General features: G+C 73.0%; 14 protein-coding genes and 1 tRNA gene. 7 read left to right on the plus strand and 8 right to left on the minus strand.

Translation table 11 applies throughout. From position 1 onward, the window contains the following. Positions 1 to 314: 314 nt before the first annotated feature. Positions 315 to 2,474: a response regulator gene (locus WMF24_RS06980; RefSeq protein WP_437735577.1), complete on the plus strand. Its 2,160-nt coding sequence runs from the start codon at positions 315 to 317 to the stop codon at positions 2,472 to 2,474. Positions 2,475 to 3,420: 946 nt separating this feature from the next. After that, positions 3,421 to 3,756, plus strand: coding sequence for a hypothetical protein (locus tag WMF24_RS06985; RefSeq protein WP_437735578.1), 336 nt, complete (start codon positions 3,421 to 3,423; stop codon positions 3,754 to 3,756). A 611-nt stretch (positions 3,757 to 4,367) separates the two neighbouring features. On the opposite strand, the gene WMF24_RS06990 is transcribed toward WMF24_RS06985, so the two are convergent. Together WMF24_RS06990 and WMF24_RS06995 are read right to left on the minus strand one after the other, a co-directional pair. Next, a complete protein-coding gene (locus tag WMF24_RS06990) occupies positions 4,368 to 7,298 on the minus strand; it encodes a GAF domain-containing protein (RefSeq protein WP_437735579.1) in 2,931 nt (976 codons plus the stop codon). Positions 7,299 to 7,505: 207 nt separating this feature from the next. Next, a complete protein-coding gene (locus WMF24_RS06995) occupies positions 7,506 to 8,759 on the minus strand; it encodes a twin-arginine translocation signal domain-containing protein (RefSeq protein WP_437735580.1) in 1,254 nt (417 codons plus the stop codon). A gap of 324 nt (positions 8,760 to 9,083) precedes the next feature. Here WMF24_RS06995 and WMF24_RS07000 point away from each other — a divergent pair, with 324 nt between their 5' ends. Next, positions 9,084 to 10,403: a hypothetical protein gene (locus WMF24_RS07000; protein ID WP_437735581.1), complete on the plus strand. Its 1,320-nt coding sequence runs from the start codon at positions 9,084 to 9,086 to the stop codon at positions 10,401 to 10,403. A gap of 19 nt (positions 10,404 to 10,422) precedes the next feature. Here WMF24_RS07000 and WMF24_RS07005 read toward each other — a convergent pair whose 3' ends face one another. Next, a complete protein-coding gene (locus tag WMF24_RS07005) occupies positions 10,423 to 10,908 on the minus strand; it encodes a gluconokinase (protein ID WP_437735582.1) in 486 nt (161 codons plus the stop codon). A 347-nt stretch (positions 10,909 to 11,255) separates the two neighbouring features. Here WMF24_RS07005 and WMF24_RS07010 point away from each other — a divergent pair, with 347 nt between their 5' ends. Further along, positions 11,256 to 12,572 (plus strand): serpin family protein, encoded by a 1,317-nt coding sequence (locus WMF24_RS07010; protein ID WP_437735583.1) that lies wholly within the window; start codon positions 11,256 to 11,258, stop codon positions 12,570 to 12,572. A 284-nt stretch (positions 12,573 to 12,856) separates the two neighbouring features. Here the strand turns inward: WMF24_RS07010 and WMF24_RS07015 are convergent, their stop codons facing one another. The 3 genes from WMF24_RS07015 to WMF24_RS07025 form a co-directional block, all read right to left on the minus strand. Then, positions 12,857 to 13,519, minus strand: a complete 663-nt coding sequence (locus WMF24_RS07015; RefSeq protein ID WP_437735584.1) for a methyltransferase family protein — start codon at positions 13,517 to 13,519, stop codon at positions 12,857 to 12,859. Positions 13,520 to 13,730: 211 nt separating this feature from the next. Further along, a complete protein-coding gene (locus tag WMF24_RS07020) occupies positions 13,731 to 14,237 on the minus strand; it encodes a Kazal-type serine protease inhibitor family protein (protein ID WP_437735585.1) in 507 nt (168 codons plus the stop codon). A 440-nt stretch (positions 14,238 to 14,677) separates the two neighbouring features. Next, on the minus strand, positions 14,678 to 16,135 hold the full coding sequence (locus WMF24_RS07025; protein ID WP_437735586.1) for a PLP-dependent aminotransferase family protein: 1,458 nt from the start codon (positions 16,133 to 16,135) through the stop codon (positions 14,678 to 14,680). A 91-nt stretch (positions 16,136 to 16,226) separates the two neighbouring features. On the opposite strand from WMF24_RS07025, the gene WMF24_RS07030 reads away from it, so the two are divergent. Continuing rightward, complete coding sequence (locus tag WMF24_RS07030) at positions 16,227 to 17,261, plus strand: GNAT family N-acetyltransferase (protein WP_437735587.1); 1,035 nt, start codon at positions 16,227 to 16,229, stop codon at positions 17,259 to 17,261. A 264-nt stretch (positions 17,262 to 17,525) separates the two neighbouring features. Here the strand turns inward: WMF24_RS07030 and WMF24_RS07035 are convergent. Next, a tRNA-Arg gene (locus tag WMF24_RS07035) sits at positions 17,526 to 17,599 on the minus strand. A 397-nt stretch (positions 17,600 to 17,996) separates the two neighbouring features. On the opposite strand from WMF24_RS07035, the gene WMF24_RS07040 reads away from it, so the two are divergent. Next, on the plus strand, positions 17,997 to 19,505 hold the full coding sequence (locus WMF24_RS07040; RefSeq protein ID WP_437735588.1) for a L,D-transpeptidase: 1,509 nt from the start codon (positions 17,997 to 17,999) through the stop codon (positions 19,503 to 19,505). 131 nt (positions 19,506 to 19,636) lie between these two features. On the opposite strand, the gene fusA is transcribed toward WMF24_RS07040, so the two are convergent. Next, positions 19,637 to 21,748, minus strand: coding sequence for an elongation factor G (gene fusA, locus WMF24_RS07045; RefSeq protein WP_437735589.1), 2,112 nt, complete (start codon positions 21,746 to 21,748; stop codon positions 19,637 to 19,639). Between the two features lie 198 nt (positions 21,749 to 21,946). Between fusA and WMF24_RS07050 the strand changes: the two genes are divergently transcribed. After that, a complete protein-coding gene (locus WMF24_RS07050) occupies positions 21,947 to 22,294 on the plus strand; it encodes a transcriptional regulator (protein ID WP_437735590.1) in 348 nt (115 codons plus the stop codon). The last annotated feature ends 191 nt before the right edge of the window (positions 22,295 to 22,485 follow it).

A 22,485-nucleotide genomic window follows, 5' to 3' on the forward strand; every position in this document is an offset into this window, starting at 1 on the left:
ACGGAGCGGCCTCGCCGGGAGGTCCGAGCGTTCCGGGGGTGGGAGCGGAAGGGCCGGGGACCGTCCGCCGGCGCGCCCGGCGCGCGCGCGGGGGTCTCGACGTGTGGGGTCGCCGGCGGCGCGCGGGCGCAGGGTTGCGAGCTGCCGCGCGCGCGCGCGCCGCCGATCCTGCGACACCGTCTCGCTGCGTTCCGTCGGGCGGCGCATCGGCGCGCCCGATCGCGCCTGAAAGCGGTGGACAGAAGAGAGTTCCTGAGGATGCTGCGAGGCTGGCGACGGCGCTGACATCGGGGCGGTGGGCAAGGAGACGCGGGATGAGGGCAGAAGTAGGCAGGGTCAACATCCTGGTCGTCGATGACAGGCCCGAGCAGCTCCTCTCCCTGGAGGCTGTCCTCGCGCCGCTCGGCGAGAACATCGTCAAGGCGGCGTCCGGCAGGGAGGCGCTCCGCTGCCTCCTTCAGGAGGAGTTCGCGGTCATCCTCCTCGACATCAACATGCCGGAGATAGACGGGTTCGAGACCGCGACGCTCGTCCGCCAGCGGCGGAGCACGCGGCACACGCCCATCATCTTTCTGACGGCGCACACCGAGCGCCTGTATGTCGAGCGCAGCTATTCGCTCGGGGCCGTGGACTACATCATGACCCCGTTTGCCCCCGAGGTCCTGCGCACCAAGGTGTCTGTCTTCGTCGATCTCTTCAAGAAGACGCAGCAGATCCGGCTCCAGGCGGAGTCGCTGCGCGCCCACGCCGAGCAGCTCCAGCGGCTCAATCGCGCCGCGCTCACCATCAACGCTGCCCTGTCGCTCGACGCCATGGTCGCGGCGATCACGGACGCGGCGCGCGACGTCGCCGGCGCGCATCAGGCCATGACGCTCGTGAAGCTGGAGAGGCCCGGCGAGCGGGCGCGGACCGCGGTGTCGCTGTCGGAGCGGTACGCGACGTTCCAGCAGGAGGCGCCGCCCCCCGTCGCCGGCAGGCTGTCCGCGTTCGTGTGCGGCAGGAACCGGCCGCTCCGGATGACGCAGCGGGAGCTCGCGCAGCACCCGGAGTGGCTGGACGAGGGCGCGGGAACGCCGCCGCCGCGGGGGTTCCTCGCCGTGCCGCTCACCGCGGCGGACGGCCAGAACATCGGCTGCATCCAGCTCTCCGACCGGCGCGACGGCGAGTTCGCGGACGACGACGAGACCGTCCTCGTGCAGCTCGCGCAGCTCGCGTCGATCGCCATCCAGAACTGCGTCCACGCCGAGGCGCGCGAGGCGAACCGCCTGAAGGACGAGTTCCTCGCCACGCTCTCGCACGAGCTGCGCAGCCCGCTCAACGCGATCCTCGGCTGGACGCACCTCCTGCGCAGCGAGCCGTTCGACGAGCAGCGGGTGTCCCACGGCCTCGAGGTGATCGAGCGCAACGTGGCCGCGCAGACGAAGCTCATCGAGGATCTCCTCGACGTCTCCCGGGTGGCGACGGGCAAGCTGCGCATCAACGCGGCGCCGATGTCGCTCGCGTCGGTCGTGGAGGTCGCCATCGACGCGATCCGCCCGGCCGCCGAGGCGAAGCGGCTCACGATCGACGTCTCGCTCGACCCAGCGATCGAGGTGAAGGGCGACGCGGATCGGCTCCAGCAGGTCGTCTCGAACCTCACGTCGAACGCCCTCAAGTTCACGCGCCCCGGCGATCACATCCTCGTCTCCCTGCGGCGGGCCGGCGCCTACGCGGAGCTCACGGTGCGCGACACCGGGGAGGGGATCGCGCCGGACTTCCTGCCCTTCGTCTTCGAGCGTTTTCGCCAGGCGGACAGCACGAGCCGGCGGGCGCACGCCGGGCTCGGCATCGGGCTGTCGCTCGTGCGCCACATCGTCGAGGCGCACGGCGGCTCGGTCGTCGCCGAGAGCCCCGGGCTCCAGAAGGGGTCGACGTTCGTTGTCCGGCTGCCGCTGCTCGGGATTGGCCGGAGCCCGCTGGCCGGGTCCCCGAGGGAGGCGCGCTCGCGCGTGCACGCATCCCACCCATCTCACGCGTGTTCCGCGGCCCCGTCCGATCTCGGCGGGCTGCACGTCCTGCTCGTCGAGGACGACGCGGACGCCAGGGAGCTCCTCCAGGAGGTGCTGTCGCAGCACCGCGCCGAGGTGACGGCCGTGGCGTCGGCCCGCGAGGCGCTCGCGGCGTTCGTCGCGGCCCGCCCGCACGTGCTCGTGAGCGACATCGCGATGCCGGGCGAGGACGGCTACGAGCTCATCCGTGCGATCCGGCAGTGCCCACCGCACGCCGGCGGCGATCTGCCCGCGCTGGCGCTGACGGCCTATGCCCGCAAGGAGGATCAGAAGCGCGCCCTCGACGCCGGCTTCCACATGCACGCCACGAAGCCGATCGAGCCCGCCGCCCTCGTCGCCGCCGTGGCCAGCCTCGCGGCCCGGGCCCGCGCCGGCGAGCTCTCACGCGCCAGGGACCGCGGCTCCAGCGAGGAGATCAACCCCTGATGGCCGCGGCGAGCGCCGGCGGGCAGAGGGAAGCCCTCACGCGCGCTCGACCCCGCCGCTCCTCGGGAAACGCACGAAGGGCATCGGGTAACGAAGCATCCTTGAAGGGGCTCTCCTTCGTTTCCCCCCCGTTCGCACATCGCACCTGAGCTCTACAGCGGGCGCGCGGGCTCGATAGCACGTCTCGGGGAGTCCCGCGCTCGCGACGAGGACAGCGCGCTTCCGGCGTGGTCCCGGCGCCCCTGCCGCAGCGCCCCCTCGACTTGCCCCCGGCGGCCTCCTGCCTCGCGCCATCGACGTTGGCGAGCACGTCCACCAGGTCGTGCCGTCGCGGGCGACAGCGGGCTCATCCGAGCGCGGCGAGCGCAGCGCTCGCGCCGCGGCCGGCGAGCTCCAGGCCTGGGACTTGCAGCTCACGAGGCGTCTCCTCATGGCCAGACCGGGATCCAATGCCACAGCGGCAACCAGACGAAGCTCCCTCGCGGCGCCGGTCGCGCTGCGCTGGCGGTGCTCGTCCACGTCGCGCAGGCGGGCTGGGCTCCGGCTCATGGGGACTCAACGCTGGAGGTGGATCCGCTATGGCGGACGTCCCGTCAAGTCCGACCGTTGTTCGCCGCTCACTGCCACGATGCACTTCAATAGGTGTCCGGCGTGTCGGCGAATGTGCTTGACCGGCGGGCGTTCGCGGTGGGCTGCGCACATGCAACGATGATGCAGTGAGACAAAATGCTTGCGTAATCCAGTATGGTGGCCTATTATCCACAATAACGGAATCATCACGACGTTGACACCGAGCCACTGCACGTGAGTGCTGGTGTGGCTCGCCAGCGCACGTTTCGTGCATTTTCCGGCATGGAGTGACCTGCACGGGTGTGACGCAGTGGTCGGCGCGGGGCTGTACCGAGCCATTCTTTGGGGGGGAACAACCCAACGGAGAGAACGATACATGAAAGCTTCGAAGAGCATCTTTGCGAGCGCGCTGCTGCTTGGCGCAACCATGATGATGATCGGCGCGGGATGCGGTGATGACGCCGATGATCCGCCGTCGACCGCCTCGACCACCTCGTCGACCAGCGGCACCGGCGGCAACGGCGGCGAGGGCGGCGACGACGGCGAGGGCGGCGACGACGGCGAGGGCGGCAACGGCGGCGACGGCGGCGCGGGCGGCGGCACCGGCGGCGCGGGCGGCGGCACCGGCGGCGCGGGCGGCGGCACCGGCGGCGCGGGCGGCGGCACCGGCGGCGCGGGCGGCGGCACCGGTGGCGCGGGCGGCGGCGCCTGAACCCAGCGCATCTCTAGAGCTCTTCCCTCGCAAACCCGCAGCGTGGGTGGCGGGGGAGGAGCTCGTTTCTGGCCCGGAAAGGGGCAGGGAGGTTGGGATGAGAAGCTTCGTCCCGTTGCCCCTTGAATCCCGAGCGCTTTCACCTTAGCTCATCTGTCCACGGTGCCGGTTCAATCCGGTCCGGAGGGCCGAGTTGCGGCCAGCGATGGCAAATCCATCGCGCCGCGCAGCACCGCTGCCACGCCCCATTCGCGCAGCGGCGTGCCGCTTTCGCATGGCGGCACACGTCCTTCGCATGGCGGTATGCGGCCGCTGCACGATCGATCGCCGCGCTCGGCTTGTCGGGTGCAGCGACCCGGAGCAAGCAAATCCCCGGGGCGACTCAGCCTCTGTTGAGGGCGGCGCGCTGGCGGTTCAAGCCCTCATCCTGTACCGCGACACCGGTGTCATGCCCGCGTCGACGCAGCCCCGAGCAGGCGCATTTCGTCGCGCGGCGCGGGGAAGGCCGATGTTCGAGGGCCGATGGCCGAGCCCATGGCCATCCAGGTTCCCATCCTGCACCGCGACACCCGTGTCATGCCCTGATCGACGGCAGGCCTCCTGGGAGCTTCCTAGGCGCTCTGCCCCTCGCCGCCGCCGCCGGCTCGGCGGAGCTCCTCCGTGAGCCGCGCGACCTCCGCCGCCAGCGCCTCATGGGACCGCCGCAGCGCGATCGACGCGCTTTGCGCCTCGCGATACCGCAGCGCGTTATGCACGGCGACCGCCGCATGGGACGCGAGCAGCCCGCAGAGCTCGACCTGTGCGGCCCGGAAGTACCCGGCGGCCGCGTCGTTCTCCAGGTAGACCAGGCCCACGAGCCGCCCCTGATGCGTCATGGCCAGGCACAGGATCGACCTCCCGCCGGCCTCGACGAGGTGAGGGTCCTCCGCGAACCGCTCGTCCGTCGCCGCGCTCCCGAGGACGACCGGCTGCTGCGTCTCCGCCACATGGTGGACGACGCTCGCCGCGAGGCCCCCGGCCTCCTCGAGCGGCGTCGGCGGGCCGACGCGCATCTCCTCGGGATCGATCGTGCGCTCCGCCTCCACGGTCAGCGCCCCGTCCCGCGCCAGCAGCAGCACGGCCCGCCGCGCCCCCGTGCTCTCGCTGACGACCCGCAGCAGCCGCTCGAAGAGCCGCTCCAGGACGAGCTCCCCGCACAGCGCGCGCGACGCGCGGAGGACGGCCATCGCGTCGATCCCGCCGGCGCGCTCGACGCTCGGCGGCATCGAGCCCTCCGGCGGCCGGCTCGGCTGCCCGAGCAGCCCGACCCGCGCCACGAGGTGCGGGTACTTTCGCGACAGCTGACGCACTTTGGCCGTCGCGCCCCACCGCGCGTAGCCCTCGTGCGCGTCCATCATGTAGACGTGCGCGATCCGCTCCCTCCCGCTCGCCAGGTGGAACTTCGCGCAGAGCTCGCTGGCGAGCGCCTCGTCCCGGACGAACCCGTTCACCTTCGCGGCCTCGATCGCCTGATCGTAGAGCTTCATCGCCGCCAGCTCCTCGCCGGCCGCCCGCGCGGACTCCGCGCGCACGAGGAGGTGCTTGTGCCGGTAGTTGTCCGGGCACTGCTCCGCCCATTCGCCGAGCCGGTCCCTGTAGCTCGCCAGCGAGACGGCGCTCAGCTGCCGTCCGCGCGACAGCGCCGGCGAGAGCTGCGCCAGGCACGTGTAGAAGAAGACCTCGGTCGCGAGGTGGTCGCCGACCCCGCCGTGCATCTTCGCCTCGGCCAGCGACCCCATCCGCAGCGCCCCCTCGTAGTCCTCCAGCAGGAAGCAGAGCTGCTGCCGCATCGCGGCGCGGACGAGCGCGACGGCGCTGTAGCTCGGCGCCGCGAGCCGCTCTTCCTGGGCCGCGTCGTGGGACGCGCGGCTGTCCGGCGCGCGCGACACGCCGCCGCGCGACGGATCCATCAGCTCGTCGAGCGCGCGGCGCACGCTGGTCAGCGCCGCGACGGCCAGCTCCTCCCGCGCCTGCCGCGCCAGCCCGAGGAACCCGTCGACCTCGTCCCGCACCGCCTCGCACTCGTCGCCGAGCCCGAAGCGCATCAGGGCCGTGTGGACGCACGCCTGCGCCACGTACGTGACATCGCCCGCCCTGAGCCCGGCCTCCTGGGCCTCCTTGAAGAGATCGAGGCTCGAGAGCAGGTGCTTCGCGAAGGGGCTGACGTGCGCCCCGAGCAGGACGCGGAGGCGGCACGCGAGCTCCTGCTGCCCGGATTGCTCGCCCATCTCGAGCGCGAGCTCGCCGAGCTCGTAGGCCTCGTCGTAGCGGCGGAACGCCCGCGCGGCGACCCAGGCGTACGCCATGTAGCCGTACGCGGACACGCCGCCGTGCCCGCGCTCCAGCGACAGGTTGACCTGCCTGGCCGCGACGAAGGTGAAGAGCGGCGGGCTCACGAGCGCCGCCGGCAGGGTCAGCGACATGAGCAGCCGGAGCGCCGCGCGCGTCCGCGCGTCGGACGTCTCCGGCTCGTCGAGCAGGTCCCTGAGCCGGCGCGCGCCGAGCGCGGTGCGCGCGGCCGCGAGCTCGGCGTCCGCGGCCGCCTTCCGCGCCGCGGGCCCGTCCTCGGGGAGGGGCACCCCGAGCATCGCCAGCGCCGTCTTCCCGAGCGCCAGCGCCTCCTCGAGCCGCCCCTGCGTCGTGTACACGGCGATGCGCAGCTCGTGCGCCCGGGCGCGCTCCAGGTCCGAGCGCGCCTCGGCCGCGAGCACCTCGAGCAGCGCCTCCGCCCGCTCGATCTGGCCGCCGAGGTACGCGCACTCGGCCGCCTCCGCGTGCAGCGAGAAGGCGAGCTCGTGATCCCGCTTGAAGCTCCCGTCCGGCAGCGCCGAGATCCCGGCCTCGAAGAAGTCGGCCGCCGCGGGGGGCGCGCCGCGCTCCTTCGCCTTGCGGCCGGCGGTGAGGTTCATCGCGGCGAGCTCCGCGCGCTCGCGCGGCTCGACGATCAGCGGCGCGCCGAGGTTCAGGTGCTGCGCCGCCTCGAAGAGCGCCTCGTCCGAGCGCTGCCGCTGCGACCGCGCCTCGGCCATGCGCCCGAGGCGCAGGTGGACAGCGCGCCGCTCCGCGTCCGGCAGCGCGGCGTAGGCGGCCTGGTGCACGCCGTCGTGAAGGAAGCGCAGCCGCAGCGCGTCATCATCGAGCGGCCCGGGGGCGCCGTTCGCGTCCCGCGGCGCGAGGATGCCGGCGCTCTCCGCCTCGCGGAGCAGCGCGTTCACCTCGGCCTGCGGCTGCTCGGCCAGCTGCGAGAGCGTGGCCGCGTCGACCTCGTGGCCGATGCAGGCGCCGAGCGCGACCGCGCGCCGCGCGGCGGGCGAGAGCCGGTCGAGCGTGCGCTGCGTGGACGAGGCGCCGTCGTCCAGGAGCTGCGCCTCCGCGAGGGCCCCGAGGTCCCACGAGACGGTGCCCGCGCGCGCATCCCAGCGCCGCAGGCACGCCTCGACATCGACCTTCAGCGCCTGGGCGCCCGGAAAGCGCTCGTCAGCCGGCTTGCAGAGGAGCTTCATCACGATCTCCGAGGCGATCGCGGGGGCGCCAGCAGAGAGCTCCGGGCGTCCGCGCGGCGGCCCCTTTGCTCGCAGGGAGCTCCTTCGTGATCGTAGATGGGTAGGGGGCCATGGAGGGATCGTCGCCCGCGACGGCGGGCTCCTCCAGCGGCGCGACGTCCGCTGGATTCGTGCCTCCGCATCCTACCTGAAGGCGGCACGGGCGCGCTACGGCGGCAGCGCCCCGGTCTTCTTCGGCCGCGCGCTCCGCGAGCGCCACGCCTTGAGGAGCTCCGCCTCGCGCTCCGGCGAGAGGCCGGCCCGCGGCTTCGACTGCCGCTCCGGCGGTAAAGTCTTCCACCACGACAGCGTGTCCTTGACCGTGTCCTGCACGGCGCGGAACTCGAGCCCTGCCTTGCGCGCGCGCTCGGCGCTTCGCAGGTGGAACGCGCCTGTCTCGCCCTCGGCGGGCGCCCAGATGGGCAGGTCGACCGGCTCGCCGCCGGGCTTCTCGAGGAACTTCGCGCTGACCCACGTGAAGCGCGCGTCCGATCCCGAGGCGGCCTTGCACGCGTCGAGCAGCCCGCCCATCGTGAGCGGCTCGCCGGGCCCGGCGGCGTTGAAGATGCCAGTCGTCCGGTTCTCTACGACGGTGACGAGCCACTCGGCCAGATCGCGGACATCGATGATCTGGATCGGGTCGAGCGGCGCGCCCGGCGCGAGGACCTCTCCGCCCTTGTCGACGCGGACAGGCCAGTACGTGAATCGGTCCGTCGGGTCCTCTGGACCCACGATGAAGCCGGGGCGAACCCGCGTGACCCGGCCGGGCATCGCGGCCTCGGCGGCCTGCTCGCAGAGCGCCTTGAGAGGGCCGTAGTTCTCGAAGTCCTTGCCCATCGCCTCGACGGTGGGATCCGGCATCGTCGCGACAGGGGCCGTCTCGTCCGCGCCCGGCGTCGTGTGGCTCGCGTAGACGGAGAGGCTCGAGATGAACACGTACTGTCGCACGCTCGGGGCGAGCAGCTCCGCCGACGCCTTGACGATCCGCGGCACGTACCCGGAGTTGTCGATGACGGCGTCCCACGCGCGGCCGGAGAGGGCCTTGAGCCCATCGCCCTTGGCCGGGTCCCTGTCGCCGTGCAGCTTCTCGATATCGGGGAAGAGGTGAGGCCGCGTCTTGCCGCGGTTGAAGAGGGTGATGGTATAGCCGCGCGCCCTCGCCGCCTCGACGATGGCAGGGCCGAGGAAGCCTGTCCCGCCGAGGACGAGCAGCGTCTTCTTGGCGGACGACCTCCCGGACGGCGACGGCGACTCGGACGATCCCGGCGCGGCTGGCTCGGCCGGCCCGGGCGCGCGCGGCGTGGCGCTCCCCGGGCCGGCGGCCGCGGGCGAGCTGGGCTTCGTCGGGGGCGAGCAGCCGAGCGCAGCCATCGAGCCCGCCGCGGCGGTCATGGAAAGGAAATGGCGGCGTGAAGAGAACATGAAGCGGTTGTAACCGATCGGACGGGGCCATCCCAGATGAGTTCGCATGGATCCAGAGAAATTGGATTGTGCGTACTCGCGAGATCTTTGAAAGGGACCGGCCTTGGTCCACATCCTGCAATGTTTCCAACCTGCCCGGTCGGTACGGGAGAGGAGAAGTGCAGTATGCGGTCTGTCTTGGGGGCATTGAGCGCGCTCTGTGGGGTCATCTGCTGGGGAGCTGGTTGCGCTTCGGGCGTTGCGGATGGCGTTGCGGAGAGCGAGCCGGGGCGCGACGGCGCCGCGCCGGCGGGGGCGAACGCAGAGCACAGATCGCCCTCCGCGATGTGCGGGACGGGCGCAGCGGACGGCGCGGGGCTGTGCCAGGACGCCGCGGTCGAACGCGACGGGGGCGTCCAGCGCGCGGCCGAGCCCGGCGTGTCCGCGCGCGCCCTGCCGGCCTGCAAGCGGCGCTCGTTCGTCCGGCAGTTCGCCGGCGCGAGCGCGACCCTGCGCGGCTTCGCGGTCGACACGTCGGGCCGCACGCTGCTCGCCGGCTCCTTCGAGGGGGAGCTCGCCTTCGGCGGCACCCGGCTGGAGAGCGCGGGGGAGTCCGACGCCTTCGTGGCGCGGCTCGACGCGTGCGGCGACCTGCTCTGGGCCACGCAGCTCGGCGACGCCGGGGAGCAGCGGGCCATCGACGTCGTCGCCGGGAGCGGGGGCAGCGCGCTCGTCCTCGGCGCGTTCACCGGCACCCTCGAGCTCGGCGCGCACCGGCTCACCGCCGGCTCGTCCTGGGGCTCCGACCTGTTCGTCGCGAAGCTCGGCCCGAACGGCGCCGTCCGCTGGGCGGCGCAGATCTCCGGCGAGGAGGACGCCATCCTGGGCGGCACGGCGCTGGCCGTGGATCGCGACGGCCACGTGCGCGTGCTCGGCAAGCTCGAGGGGGCCGCGAGGGTCGGCGGCGCGCGGGGCGCGCGGATCGAGCGGCGCGGCCTCGGCACCTTCGTCGTCCGGCTCGACGCCTCGGGCCGCTTCGTGTGGGCCAGCCTGCCGCCGAGCGGCTCGGACACCGAGGAGATCGGCATCGAGGTCGACGACAACGGCAACGCGATCCTCGCGGCCCAGGACGCGCGGGGCTCGGCGACGTTCGTCACCAAGCTGGACGAGGACGGCGATGTCGCATGGCACAAGCGGTTCCGCGGCTCGTCGGAGCAGCTCGAGATGGCCTACGACATCGCCGTGGATCCGGACGGCGCGGCGCTGCTCTCCGGCAACGGCGTCTTCGGCGACCCCGGTCTGCCGGGCGGGCCGCGGCCGTTCCTGGCCAAGATCGGCGACGACGGCGAGGTGCTCTGGGTGAAGCGCTTCGACGCGCAGAGCCCCCGCCAGGTCACGGCGAGCGAGCGGGGCGTGGTGCTGGCCGGCGACGCGCTCTGCGACGCCGGCGCGTGCAGCGCGTGGACGGCCGGCCTCAGCGAGGATGGCGAGGCGCAGTGGACGCAGCGCCTCGGCGTCGACGTCCAGATCGTCGGGCTGGAGCTCGACCCGTGGGAGAAGCCGATGATGGCCGGGTTCTTCCGGGGCACGCTCGCGCTCGGGAGCGCGAGCTTCTCCAGCGATCAGGGCGCGCTGTTCGTCAGCCGCGTGACGGAGACCGACTGACGGCGCACAGGCGCCCGGCTCACAGCCCGAGCGCGCGGCGGATGTCGGCGGCGATCTCGTCCGGGGTGCCGCCGATGTCGACGCGGAGGGCGTCCTCGGGCGGCTCCAGCGCGGCGAGCTGCGTCGCGAGGAGGCCGGCGGGCATGAAGTGGCCGCTCCGGGTCGCGAGGCGCGCGGCGATCAGCGCGGGCTCGCCGGTCAGGTGCACGAGGCGCATCCGGGCGGGGTCGACGAGGAGCTGCGCGCGGTAAGCGGCCTTGAGCGCCGAGCAGGCGAGCACGGCGTCGCGCCCCTCGTCGAGGAGGCGGCGGATGCACGCGGAGAGCGCGGCCAGCCACGGCGCGCGGTCCCTGTCGTCGAGCGGCTTGCCGGCGCGCATCTTCTCGACGTTGGCGGCGGGGTGGAGGTCGTCGGCGTCGACGAACTCCCAGCCGAGGTCGCGCGCGAGGCGCTGCCCCACCGTGGTTTTCCCGGCGCCGCTCACGCCCATCACGACGACGATCACGGGCGCCGCGCCTCCGTGGGGGCCGTCTCTCGCTCTCCTCGCATGGCCGGCGCGATGCTACCACGCGCGGCCGCGGCGCACGTCTCGCCTGCCGGCGCCAGCGCCACGGTGAGCCGCCCCGGGCCTCCGCGAGCGCCCGCGTTCACGGTCCGCCGTTCCCCCGCGGGCCTCCGCGCCCGGCTGCGGCCCGGTCCGGCGCGCCATCGCACCCGGTTTGCGGCCCCGCCGGCCCGGTTTGCGGCCCTGCCGGCCCGGGCTGCGGCCCCGCCGGCCTGCCGGAGCGGCCATCGCGTCCGGGTTGCGGCCGTCCCCGGCGCTCCGGCACGCCCTCTGCTCTGCCGGGCGGCATGCGTAGGCCCTCGCTCCCCGTCGCCCTGTTGCCCCTTTCCCTGCTCCTCGCGGGTTGCACCCTCGACAGCGCCGCGCCGGATCCGCAGCCCTCGCCGTCCGCGTGCCGCGATCCCGACACAGCCGGCTGCGTCGTCGCCGCGGACAGGGCGCGGGTCCGCGAGCCTTCTGTGCCGGAGGCCGACACAAGGGAGCTCGTCGCCGGCAACACGGCCTTCGCGCTCGACCTCTACAGCACGCTCGCGGGCGGGGGGAGCAACCTCATCTATTCGCCGTACAGCGTCTCGAGCGCGCTCGCGATGACGTACGCCGGCGCGCGAGGCGAAACCGAGGCGCAAATGATGCGCGCGCTCCGCTTCACGCTGCCGCAGGAGCGGCTGCACCCGGCGTTCAACGCGCTCGACCTGGCGCTGGCGAGCCGCGGCGAGGGCGCCGAGGGGCAGGACGGCGAGGGGTTCCGGCTCAACGTCGCGAACGCGCTCTGGGGGCAGGTCGGCGCCTCGATCGCGCCGTCGTTCCTCGACGTGCTCGCCGAGAGCTACGGGGCCGGGCTGCACGTCGTCGACTTCGCGCAGGCGCCCGACCAGGCGCGGGGCATCATCAACGGCTGGGTGGCCGAGCGGACCGAGGACCGGATCAAGGACATCCTCCCCGAGGGCGCCATCCAGCCCGCCACCCGGCTCGTCGTGACGAACGCCGTCTACTTCAACGCCGCATGGCAGTTCCCCTTCGACGAGGACGACACGGCCCCGGGCGACTTCACGCTGCTGGACGGCACGGCGGTCTCCGTGCCGATGATGACCGGCGGCGCGCAGGTCGGTTACGGCGAGGGCGACGGCTTCCAGGCGCTGGAGCTGCCCTATGACGGCGGCGAGCTGTCGATGGTGCTGGTGCTGCCGTCGGACATCGGGGCGCGCGGGGCCGAGATGGACAGGGAGTGGCTCGAGGGCGTCCTCGCCTCGCTCGGGACGCGGAGCGTCACGATGACGCTGCCGCGGTTCAAGTTCGAGTCGACCCTGGACCTCGTCGAGCCGCTCGTGGCGCGGGGGATGCCCATCGCGTTCACGAGCCTGGCGGATTTCTCGGGCATCGACGGGCAGGGCGGGCTCTTCATCGGCGACGTGCTCCACAAGGCGTTCATCTCCGTGGACGAGGCGGGCACCGAGGCGGCGGCGGCGACGGCGGTGGTCATCATCGAGAGGACGGCGCCCGCGCCCGCCACCATCCGCTTCGACCGCCCGTTCCTCTTCTTCATCCGCGACATCGCCACCGGCGCCATCCTGTTCGTCGGCCGCGTCGTGGACCCGACCCAGTGAGCGGTCGAGTCCGCCCCTCGCGCGGAGCCTCCGCTCCCCGGTCCCCGTGCAGCTGCGCCTGCCGCCGTGTCCGTCGAGGCATTTTTCCTCTCGAGATCTGGCCGCGAGCGCGCCGCGCCTCGGGAGACCTCGTGAATCGCGGTGGACCGGCGGCCGTGTCGCGCGCCCTCCAGCGGCGCCGGGCGCCCCTGCGACAGGCGTGGCATTTTGCATCGGGGCGCCGGGGAGGGACAACGACGCTCGGGGCCGGCTCGGGCCGGTGAACCGGCCGGAGTGAGCGGCCGTCAGTAAAGGCCCGGGACGAGCCGCGCGGAGGTCTGGCGCGCGTAGTCCCCGTATTCGGGGAAGGTCTCGCGCAGGACGCGCTCCTCGTACCTGATGCGGAGGACCTGCAAGGCCACCTCGACCGTGTAGATCAGGGCCGCGGCGAGCGACGGATAGAGCAGGATCACGCCGGTGCCCTGGATGAACGAGGCGAGGTACAGCGGATGGCGCACGAGCCTGTACGGACCGCTCGTGATGAGGCGGCGCGCCTCCGGCATGACGCTGAACGATTTGCCGAGCCACCCGAGGCTGACCAGCGAGAGCGAGAGCCCCGCCGTGAGGAGCAGCGTCCCGAGCGCCTGTCGCCCCGGCGTCGGCGGGACCTTGGGCAGCCACGCCAGGCTCGCCGGCAGCAGGCCGGCGACGAGCGCCGTCACGCGCGGCACGATTCCCCCCAGCTTGCGCACCGGGCGGAGGCGCACGAGCGTGAGCGTCGCGACGAGGAGCAGGTACGCCTCCGTCGCGAGGAGCGCGGCCAGCGTCGTCCCGTACGTGAGCCCCGCGGGCTCGCGCGAGAGAAACAGATGAGCGTGGATATCCCGCCCGACGAACAGGGCGTTATAGAGCATCAGGACGGCGAGCGGCAGCCGCATCGCGAGGTCGTAGAGCACCGCGCCATTCATTGTGGTCCCCCTTGCGTGCGATCGTGAGAGGGGGCGCCGGCGCGGTCAAGCCAGCACGGCATCGTGAGGTGTCGTATCCATCGACCGTCCGGCCGCGCAGCGCGCCCGGGGGGGCCGGGGACACACGGTATCTCGCGGGGACAGCCTGGCGGTCTTCTTCTGGTGCGGAGAGGCGCTCTTTCCTGCTCTTCCCGCTGGCGGGGGCGCTCGATCAATCCCTCTTCGGCTCGCCCACGCACTCGCCCTTCAGGTAGACGGCGACGCCGTCCATCGCGGCCAGACAGGCATTCGCGTAAGTCCGGTCGTCACAGCCGCAGACAGGCATGTACTCCTCTGTGCAGGACGCAGGCCGCTCCAGGCAGACGCCCGACGCGTCCGCCCAGCCGCACACGTCCTCGAGCGTGTAGTCGCAATACAGCCCCTCGGCGCAGACGGGGGCGGGGCCCCGGGTGAAGCCGCCGCAGCTCTCTCCTTCGTTGGCGATCGGAGGCGGCGTGTCGTACGGGCACGCGCCGACGTCGATCGACGCAGCCCGCGCGGCGCCGCCGGCCGCCGCGCCCTCGGGCGCGCGGCCGAGCGCCGCGGGGCATGAGATCACCGCCTCCCTGGCGATCGCGCCCTCGGCCGCGCCGGCCGCCGCGCCGTCCAGGTCCGTGGTCACCGCGCAGCCCGACGCCGCGAGAGCGAGGAGAACACCCAGTCCGTCGAATCGTCTCATGAATCAACCTCGTCGGATAAAAGGAAGTCCATGGCACGCGGCGATCTCGACGCAGATCCGAGCCCCTGCCCCAGGCACGCAAAGCCCGACGTGGTCCGCTGGAGGAACTGCACCCTCGTCTGCTGCCTCGGACTGGACGAGGTAGTAGGACGTGAGAAATGCTCTGTCAAGCAAGGCTGAAAAATATTGGCTTCAGTAAAATCGGCAGGAGAGGCCTCGACCGGAAGGGCGGTCCAGCGATGTTGGCCCCCTCGCAAGCGTGGTGGCGGGGGTCGGCAGGCGGCGGAGAGGAGGGCGGCTCAGGCGTATCGGAGCTTGAGGATGAACACGATACCCGAGAAGATGAAGGTGATCGCGTTCGACGGCGAGATAGGGAATCTCCCGGCTGTCGCCCGGCCTCGCCGTGCGAGGGATGGTGAGCTGTCCGCCGCGCCGGCCGCTCAGAGCGCCTTGACCATCCTGTCCACGGCCTCGGGGATCTCTCGCTCGTCGAGCGCCGCGAAGCCGAGCCGCAGGAAGGGGCGCTTCTTCCCGTCGAACGCGTACCGCCGCCCCGCCGAGAACGCCACCTTCCGCGCGAGCGCGCGCTCGGCCCACGCGTCGGCGTCGATCGCGGCGTCGACCCGGGCCCACAGCGCCATGCCGCCGGCGGGCACGCGGAAGTCGAGCGCGTGGCCCAGCCGCGCGCCGAGCGCCTCGACGAGCAGGTCGCGCCGCGCCCGGTAGATGCGCCGCGCGCGCTGCGCGTGGCGCTGCACCTCCCCGTCCTCGAGCAGCTCGGCGACGGCGCGCTCCACCGCGTGGTCGCCCTGCCGGTCGACGAAGGTGCGGAGGAGCGAGAGCCGCTCGATCAGCGGCCCGGGCGCGACGACGAAGCCGAGCCGGAGCCCGGGGGCGAGGATCTTCGACAGCGTGCCGACGTGGACGACGACGCCGGCCGTGTCCGCGCTGGCGAGCGGCAGCACGGGGCGGCCGTCGTAGTGGAACTCGTGATCGTAGTCGTCCTCGATGATCGCGACGCGGCGGCTGCGGCAGAGCTCGAGGAGCGCGATGCGCCTGCCGGGCGCGAGCACGGCGGTCGTGGGGTACTGGTGGTGCGGCGTGACGTAGACGGCGCGCAGGCGCTCGCGAGCGGCGAGCTCCGCGAGCGCGTCGACCGAGACGCCCGCGGCGTCGACCGGCGCCGGGACGAGCCGCGCGCCGGCGAGGCGGAGCGCCTCCCACGCGGGGCGGTAGCCGTAGCACTCGACGGCGACCGCGTCGCCGGGCGCGATCAGCGCGCGCGCGACGAGGTCGAGCGCCATCTGGCTGCCGCGCGTGACGAGGACGGACTCCGGCCCGGCGGCGAGGCCGCGCACCGCCGAGAGCATCGCGGCGAGGGCGGCGCGGAGGCGCTCGTGGCCGCGCGGATCGGCGTAGTCGAGCAGCCGCTTCGCCTCGGCGCGGAGCGCGCGGCGGTAGGCGCGCGCGAGCGCCGTCGTCGGGACGAGGCGCATGTCGGGGAGGCCGCCGCTCATGCGCAGCGTGCCCTCGGGGACGAGCGGCAAGGGCCGGAGCGAGGTCGCGCCGAGGTCGAAGCCGAGCCGCGCCGGCACCTCGGTCCGGGCGGCGGCGCGCCGGGCGAAGCGGCGGGGCGGAGGCGCCGGCAGCTCCGCCGCGACGAAGGTGCCGCGCGCGGCGCTCGCCTCGATCCAGCCCTCGGCGGCGAGCTCGCGGTACGCGGCGAGGACGGTGTTGCGGTGGACCGACAGCGACCGCGCGAGCGCGCGGCTGCCCGGGAGCTCGGCGCCCGCGCGGAGCCGGCCGCGGCGGATGTCGTCGGAGAGCGCGCGCGCGATCTGCAGGAAGATCGGCTGCGGGGAGGCGGGATCGACCGCGAGCGAGAGCTCCCAGGCCATGCGGACTGGTCTAGCAGAAATCGCCGAACCGGATCTTTTGGATGGTCCAGTCGCGGGGCAGTCTGCGCGCATGCGCAGGGAGATATTTCGCATGGATCGCGCGGAGGCCGAGGCGCTCCTCGGGCTCGCGCCGGTGGTGCACGTGGGCTCGACGACGGCGGAGGGCGAGCCCGTGCTGCGGACCGTGCACGGCGTCCTCGTGCGGGGGGCGATCGCGTTCCACGGCGCGCCCGCGGGCGAGAAGACCGAGGCCGTCGGCCGGCCCGCGGTCGTGTCGTGCGAGCAGATCGTCGCGTCGATCCCGAGCTATTTCACCGATCCGGAGCGCGCCTGTCCGGCGACGACGCTCTACCGGAGCGCGCAGGCGCACGGGGTGATCGAGCGCGTGGACGATCCGGAGCACAAGGCCGAGGTGCTCGAGGCGCTGATGCGCAAGCACCAGCCCGAGGGCGGGTACGCGCCGCTCGACGCCGCGAGCCCGCTCTACCGCAAGGCGATCGCCGGGATCCTCGTGCTCGCGGTCCCGCTCGCGCGGCTCGACGGCAAGGCGAAGCTCGCGCAGAACCGGACGCCCGAGGAGCGGGCGCGGCTGCTCGCGAGGCTCTGGGAGCGCGGGGCGGCCGGCGATCCCGGGGCGATCGAGGTGCTCCGCGCGGCGTGCCCGGACACGCCGCTGCCGGAGTTCCTGCGGGCGCCTGCGGGCTGCGCGCTCGCGTGCGCGCTCGGGCCGCGCGACGTGGACGCGGCGGTCGATCTGCTGGAGGGCGCGTACTGGAACCAGGGCGTGCCGCGCGAGGCGCTCGCGCGGGCGCAGCTCGGCTCGCCGGCGTGGGTGGGCGCGCGCGACGGCGCGGGCCGGCTCGTGGCGACGGCGCGCGCGATCAGCGACGGGAGCAAGCGCGCGTGGGTGTACGACGTGATGGTCGCCCCGTCGCTGCGCGGCCTCGGCGTGGGCGAGGCCGTCGTGCGCCTCCTGCTCGACCACCCGGCGGTCCGCGGCGCGCGCAACGTCCACCTGGGCACCCAGGACGCGCACGCGTTCTACGCGCGGTTCGGGTTCCGGCACCGCGCGGACCTGCCGCCGCCGCCGTTCACCTCGACGGAGATGGTCCTCGCCAGGGGATAGACCCCCGGGAGGGGCGCGCCGGGCTGCTGGGGCCGGTCGAGGATCTCGGCGGGTCGTTCCGGGCGGCCTCTCCGAGCCGTGCCCGCTTGACCCAGCCGTCGCGGGCGCCAGGTTCGCCGGGCGGCTGCCGGCGCCGGACGACAAAGGGCGAGCCAGCGGTGAAGCGGTGACCGGAGGCGGGAAGGGGAGCGGAGCTCGCTGAGCGCTCCGCGAGGCGGTGCTGTCTGCTCCGTCGAGCTTTGCGACAGAACGACGAGAACCCTGCGCGCCACAGTGGATTCGAACCACTGGCCTTCGGCTCCGGAGGCCGACGCTCTATCCAGCTGAGCTAGTGGCGCACTCTCGCGGGGTTTCGCGAGGGCCCCGAACCTACCCAACGCCGGGCTCCAGCGCAACCCCATTCCAGCACCATCGCGCATCGCCGTCGTCGCCGCCGCGTCGCCGCGTCGCCGCCGAGCATGGCCCGCGGCGGGCGCCCCGGCGGGGGGCCCCGGGGGAGCGCCCGCGAGGGCCCGCGGGCAACGCCGCGCGGCGCGGCCGCCGCCCGCCTTCGGGCCGCGGATCGAAGGCCAAAATTTGGCCACCGGCCCGTCTGTCCGGCATCCCCGGGTCATGGTTGCCCGACAGCGAAGCTCTGCGCTCCAGGCCCCCTCGCGCGGCCCTCTCCCGCTTGCCCTGGCTGTCGCCGCCCTCGCGTTGCCGGTCCTGCCGGCCTGCAGCAGCGGGGAGAGCGCCATGCCCGAGGGCATCGTCAGCCTCTCCGGGGCCGCGCCCCAGACGGCCGCCGAGAACGACCCCGCCACCCTCCCGCGCCCCGACGGGCCGCGCATCGGCGCCGCGCAGATGGTCGCGCCCATCTACGAGAAGGCGGATCGCCGCTCGGCCAAGCTCGGCTACCTCCGCGCGGGCGGGACGGCGCCCCGCGGGGAGAAGCCGGTCGCGTTCGACGACTGCCAGGGCGGCTACTACCGCGTGCTGCCCGCCGGGTACGTCTGCGCGGGCGACGAGGCCACCACCGACATGCAGCACCCGATCCTCCGGGCGCTCACGCGGCGGCCCGACCTGTCGAAGCCGATGCCGTACCCGTACGCCTTCGTCCGGGCGATCGCGCCGAACTACTACCGGATGCCGACAAAGAAGGAGCAGTTCCAGTACGAGATGAGCCTGGAGCGGCACCTCCGCAGCTACAAGAAGCTCAAGAAGAAGTGGGACGAGATCAAGGTCGGCGCGAACGACGTGCCGCTCGACGCGCTGGGCAACGCCGTCGGCGAGCCGCCCGCCGAGCCGCCCGAGCTCAGCGACAGCGAGCTGTTCGGCGGCAACGGCAGCGACGAGATCCCCTGGTTCTTCAAGGGCGGGCGGCAGCTCCCGAACATCTCGTCGTTCAAGGTCCCGGGCTACGCGGTCATCACGAACCGGATCGCGCGCAAGGCGGGGCTCGCGCTCATCGACACCTTCATGGGCGACAACGGGCGGCGCTTCGCGCTGACCACCGACGCGCGGCTCGTGCCCACGTCGAAGCTCAAGCCCGCGCGCGGCTCGACGTTCCACGGCGTGGACATGACGAAGGGCTGGGAGCTGCCGCTCGCGTTCGTGCACCGGCAGGGCGCGAAGCGCTACGACATCGCGGGCGGCGAGATGGAGAAGGCGGGCGACCTGCCCTGGCACACCGCCGTGCAGCTCACGGGGCGCTCGAGGAAGGTCGGCGGCGCGCGCCTCGTCGAGGCGAAGGACGGGACGTGGGTGCGCGACTCCGACGTCGCCATCGCGGTGAAGCCCTCGGAGCTGCCGTGGTTCGCGAAGGGGGACACGAAGTGGGTCGACATCTCGATCCTCACCCAGACGCTGGTCCTCTACGAGGGCAACAAGCCGGTCTACGCGACCGCGGCGGCGACGGGCCGCGACGGGCTCGGCGACCCCAAGAAGACGTTCTCGACGGTGCGCGGGACGTTCCGGATCCGCGACAAGCACGTGACGACGACGATGGACGCGCACGAGGTCGACAACAAGTTCGAGCTCCGCGACGTGCCGTGGGTGCAGTACTTCGAGGGGGGCTACGCGATCCACGCGGCGCCGTGGCACGACGACTACGGCAAGCCGCGCAGCCACGGGTGCATCAACCTGTCGCCGATCGACGCGCGCCGGGTGTTCATGTGGACCGATCCGCCGGTGCCCGAGGGGTGGCACGGGGTCAGCGCGGGGAAGACGACGGGGGAGGGGACCCTCGTCCACATCCATCCCTAGAGCGACAGACGGGTTGAACCCGCCTGAAACGAGCAGAACTTCGAACCGCCAAGACGCCAAGGACGCCAAGACTTTGTCTTCTTCTTGGCGTCCTGCCGCGGGCCGGGCAGCTCGGTGAGGCCGCAGGCCGCTCAGTCCTCGTCGACCTCCGCCTTGAAGCCGCTCTCCTTGATCACCTTCTCCTGGATCACGGGCGGGCAGATCTCCAGGTGCTCGACGTTCATCGTGAACGTGCCCTTGCCCTGGGTCATGCTCTTCAGCTTCGACTCGTACTCGAGCACCTCGGCCAGCGGGACGAACGCGTTCACGACCGTCTGGCTCTCGATCGAGTCCGTCCCGATGATCCTCCCGCGGCGGCTGTTGATGTCGCCGATGATGTCGCCCATCGCGGCGCTCGGCACCGTCACCGAGAGCCGCACGATGGGCTCGAGCAGCACCGGCCCGCACTGCGCGGCCGCGGCCTTGAAGGCCTTGCTGCCCGCCATCTGGAAGGCCGCGTCGGACGAGTCGACGTCGTGGTACTTGCCGTCGGTGAGCCGCACCTTGACGTCGACCATCGGGTAGCCGGCCAGCACGCCCTTCGACATCGCCTTGACGATGCCCTTCTCGACCGAGGGGATGAACTGCCGCGGCACGGCGCCGCCCACGACCGCGTCCTCGAAGACGAAGCCGCCGCCGCGCGGCAGCGGCTCCATGTCGATGTAGCAGACGCCGAACTGGCCGTGGCCGCCGGTCTGCTTCTTGTGCTTGCCCTCGACGTTCGTCGCCTTCCGCGTGAGCGTCTCCTTGTAGGCGATGTGCGGCGGGCCGAGCCGGCAGTCGATCCCGACCCGCCGGCGGATGCGCTCCACCGTGATCTCCAGGTGCAGGGCGCCCAGGCCCGAGACGACGAGCTCGCGGGTCGCCGCGTCCTGGTGAACGCTGAGCCCCGGGTCCTCCTCGGTCAGCCGGTGGAGCGCGTTGCCCACCTTGTCCTCGCCGCCCTTCGCGTCGAACCTCACGCCGCGCGAGAAGAGGGCGGGCGGCAGCTCCGGCGCGACGAGCTGGAACGGCTGCTTCTCGTCGCAGATCGTGTGCCCGCTCAGCGTCGCCTTCAGCTTGTGCAGCGCGACGATGTCGCCGGCCCGCGCCTCGTCCACCTGCTTGTGGTCCTTGCCGACCACGCTGTGGATCTTGCCGAGGCGCTCGGCGGCGCCCGTGCTCGCGTTGACCAGCGTGGCGTCGGGCCGGACGACGCCGGAGAGCACGCGCGCGAACGACGTGCGGCCGGCGTGCGGATCGATCGACGTCTTGAAGACGAACGCCGCCGTGGGCGCGTCCGCCGACGCCGGCCGCTCCGCCGGCTGCGGCGCGGCCCCGGGCTTGCCGCTCGGGACGACGCCGCTCCACGTCGGGTGCTCGGTCGGCGGCGGCACGAGCTCGACGACGCCGTCGAGCAGCGCGGCGACGCCGCTCGGGCGCACCCCGGAGGCGAAGTAGACCGGGACGAGCGCCCCCCGGCGGACCGCGGCGCGCAGCCCCTGATCGAGCTGCTCCTGCGTGAGATCGCCCTCCGTCAGGTAGCGCTCGGTGAGGTCGTCGTCGCTGCCGGCGACGTCGTCCACGAGCTTCCCCCGCGCCCGCTCGACGGCGGCCGCGACGTCGCCCGGCACGGCCGAGCCCGCGGCCGCGGCGGGCGCCTCCGGCTTGTCGAGCCAGGCCTTCCTCGTGCGGACCGCGACGACCCCCCGGTACTGGAGCCCGTCGCCGATGCGCTCCTCCATGATCGCGAGGGGCGCCTTGAGGCGCGCGCGGAGGTCGGCGAGCACCTCGTCGGGCCGGGCGTTCTCGGCGTCGACCTTCGTGACCACGATCAGGCACGGCAGCCCCGCCTCCCTCGCCCAGCCGAAGACGCGCTCGGTGATCGGCTGGACGCCGTCCTTGCCGCTCACGACGAGGATGGCCGCGTCGACCGCCGCGAGGGCGAGCCGCGTCTCGGCGAGGAAGCTCCCCTCTCCGGGCGTGTCGACGAGGTTGATCTTCTTCCCTCCCCAGGAGAGGTGCGCGACGCTCGCCTCGAACGAGCAAGCGTGCTCTTTTTCCTCGGCGGTATCGTCGAGGACACTCGTCCTGTCGTCCACCTTGCCGAGCTTGGCTGTCGCCTTCGCCACGTACAGCATCGCCTCCGCAAGCGATGTCTTCCCAGCCCCCTTGTGTCCGATGATTGCAACGTTCCTGATGTCCCCTGCCTCAGTCGTTGTCATTCCTCGTTCGTATCAATCCCCGTCGGCAACGAGAAGGCCGGTACGCGATTTTCGCGGCGCTTTCCTCGACGCCGTCGGACAGCGGAGACGGGCGGCGCCTCGCTCACCCGAGCTCTGCCGCGACGCGCCGCGGCGAGCGGACAGCGCGTGTCCGGCGCTGCCTGAGCGGCGCTCGGGCGCGGCGCCTCGGTGCGCGACATGAGCGCTCTCCGCCTCGCACTCCAGATGGCGCTCGGCATCGCGCTGCCGCTCGCGCTCCAGCTCTGGGACCGCCGGAGGCTCACGGCGGAGCAGCGAAATGCCTGCTGGAACGGAGCGACGTGGGGCGCCGCCCTCTATGCGTTCGGCCCGCTGTCCATGCTCGGGTGGTGCTGGGTCACGCGCGGCGTCCATCTCGGGCGGCGCGATCGGATGACGACGCGCCGGACACGCTGCTGGCGCGCGGTGATGGCCCTCGGGCTCGGCGCCGCGTCTGCCACCGCGATCGTCCTGGTCATCAGCGGCATCGACACCCTCGTAGCGCTCGCGCTGGGGCTCCCGCCGTGAACCGCGCTGCGGCGCGGCGCGCGATCACGCGATGACGCGGTGACCGATGACCCGACGCCCCATACCGGATGGCCAGGACGGCGCATGGACTGCGCGGCTGGGGATGGCCGCGCGGCAGCGAGCCTGGCCGGCCACCCGGCCGGCTGGCCGGCCAGCCTGCTGCGCACGGAAAGGGCACTTTCGAGCGGAAG

Source organism: Sorangium sp. So ce1335 (assembly GCF_051521615.1).
In the GTDB taxonomy this organism is placed as follows: Bacteria; Myxococcota_A; Polyangia; order Polyangiales; family Polyangiaceae; genus Sorangium.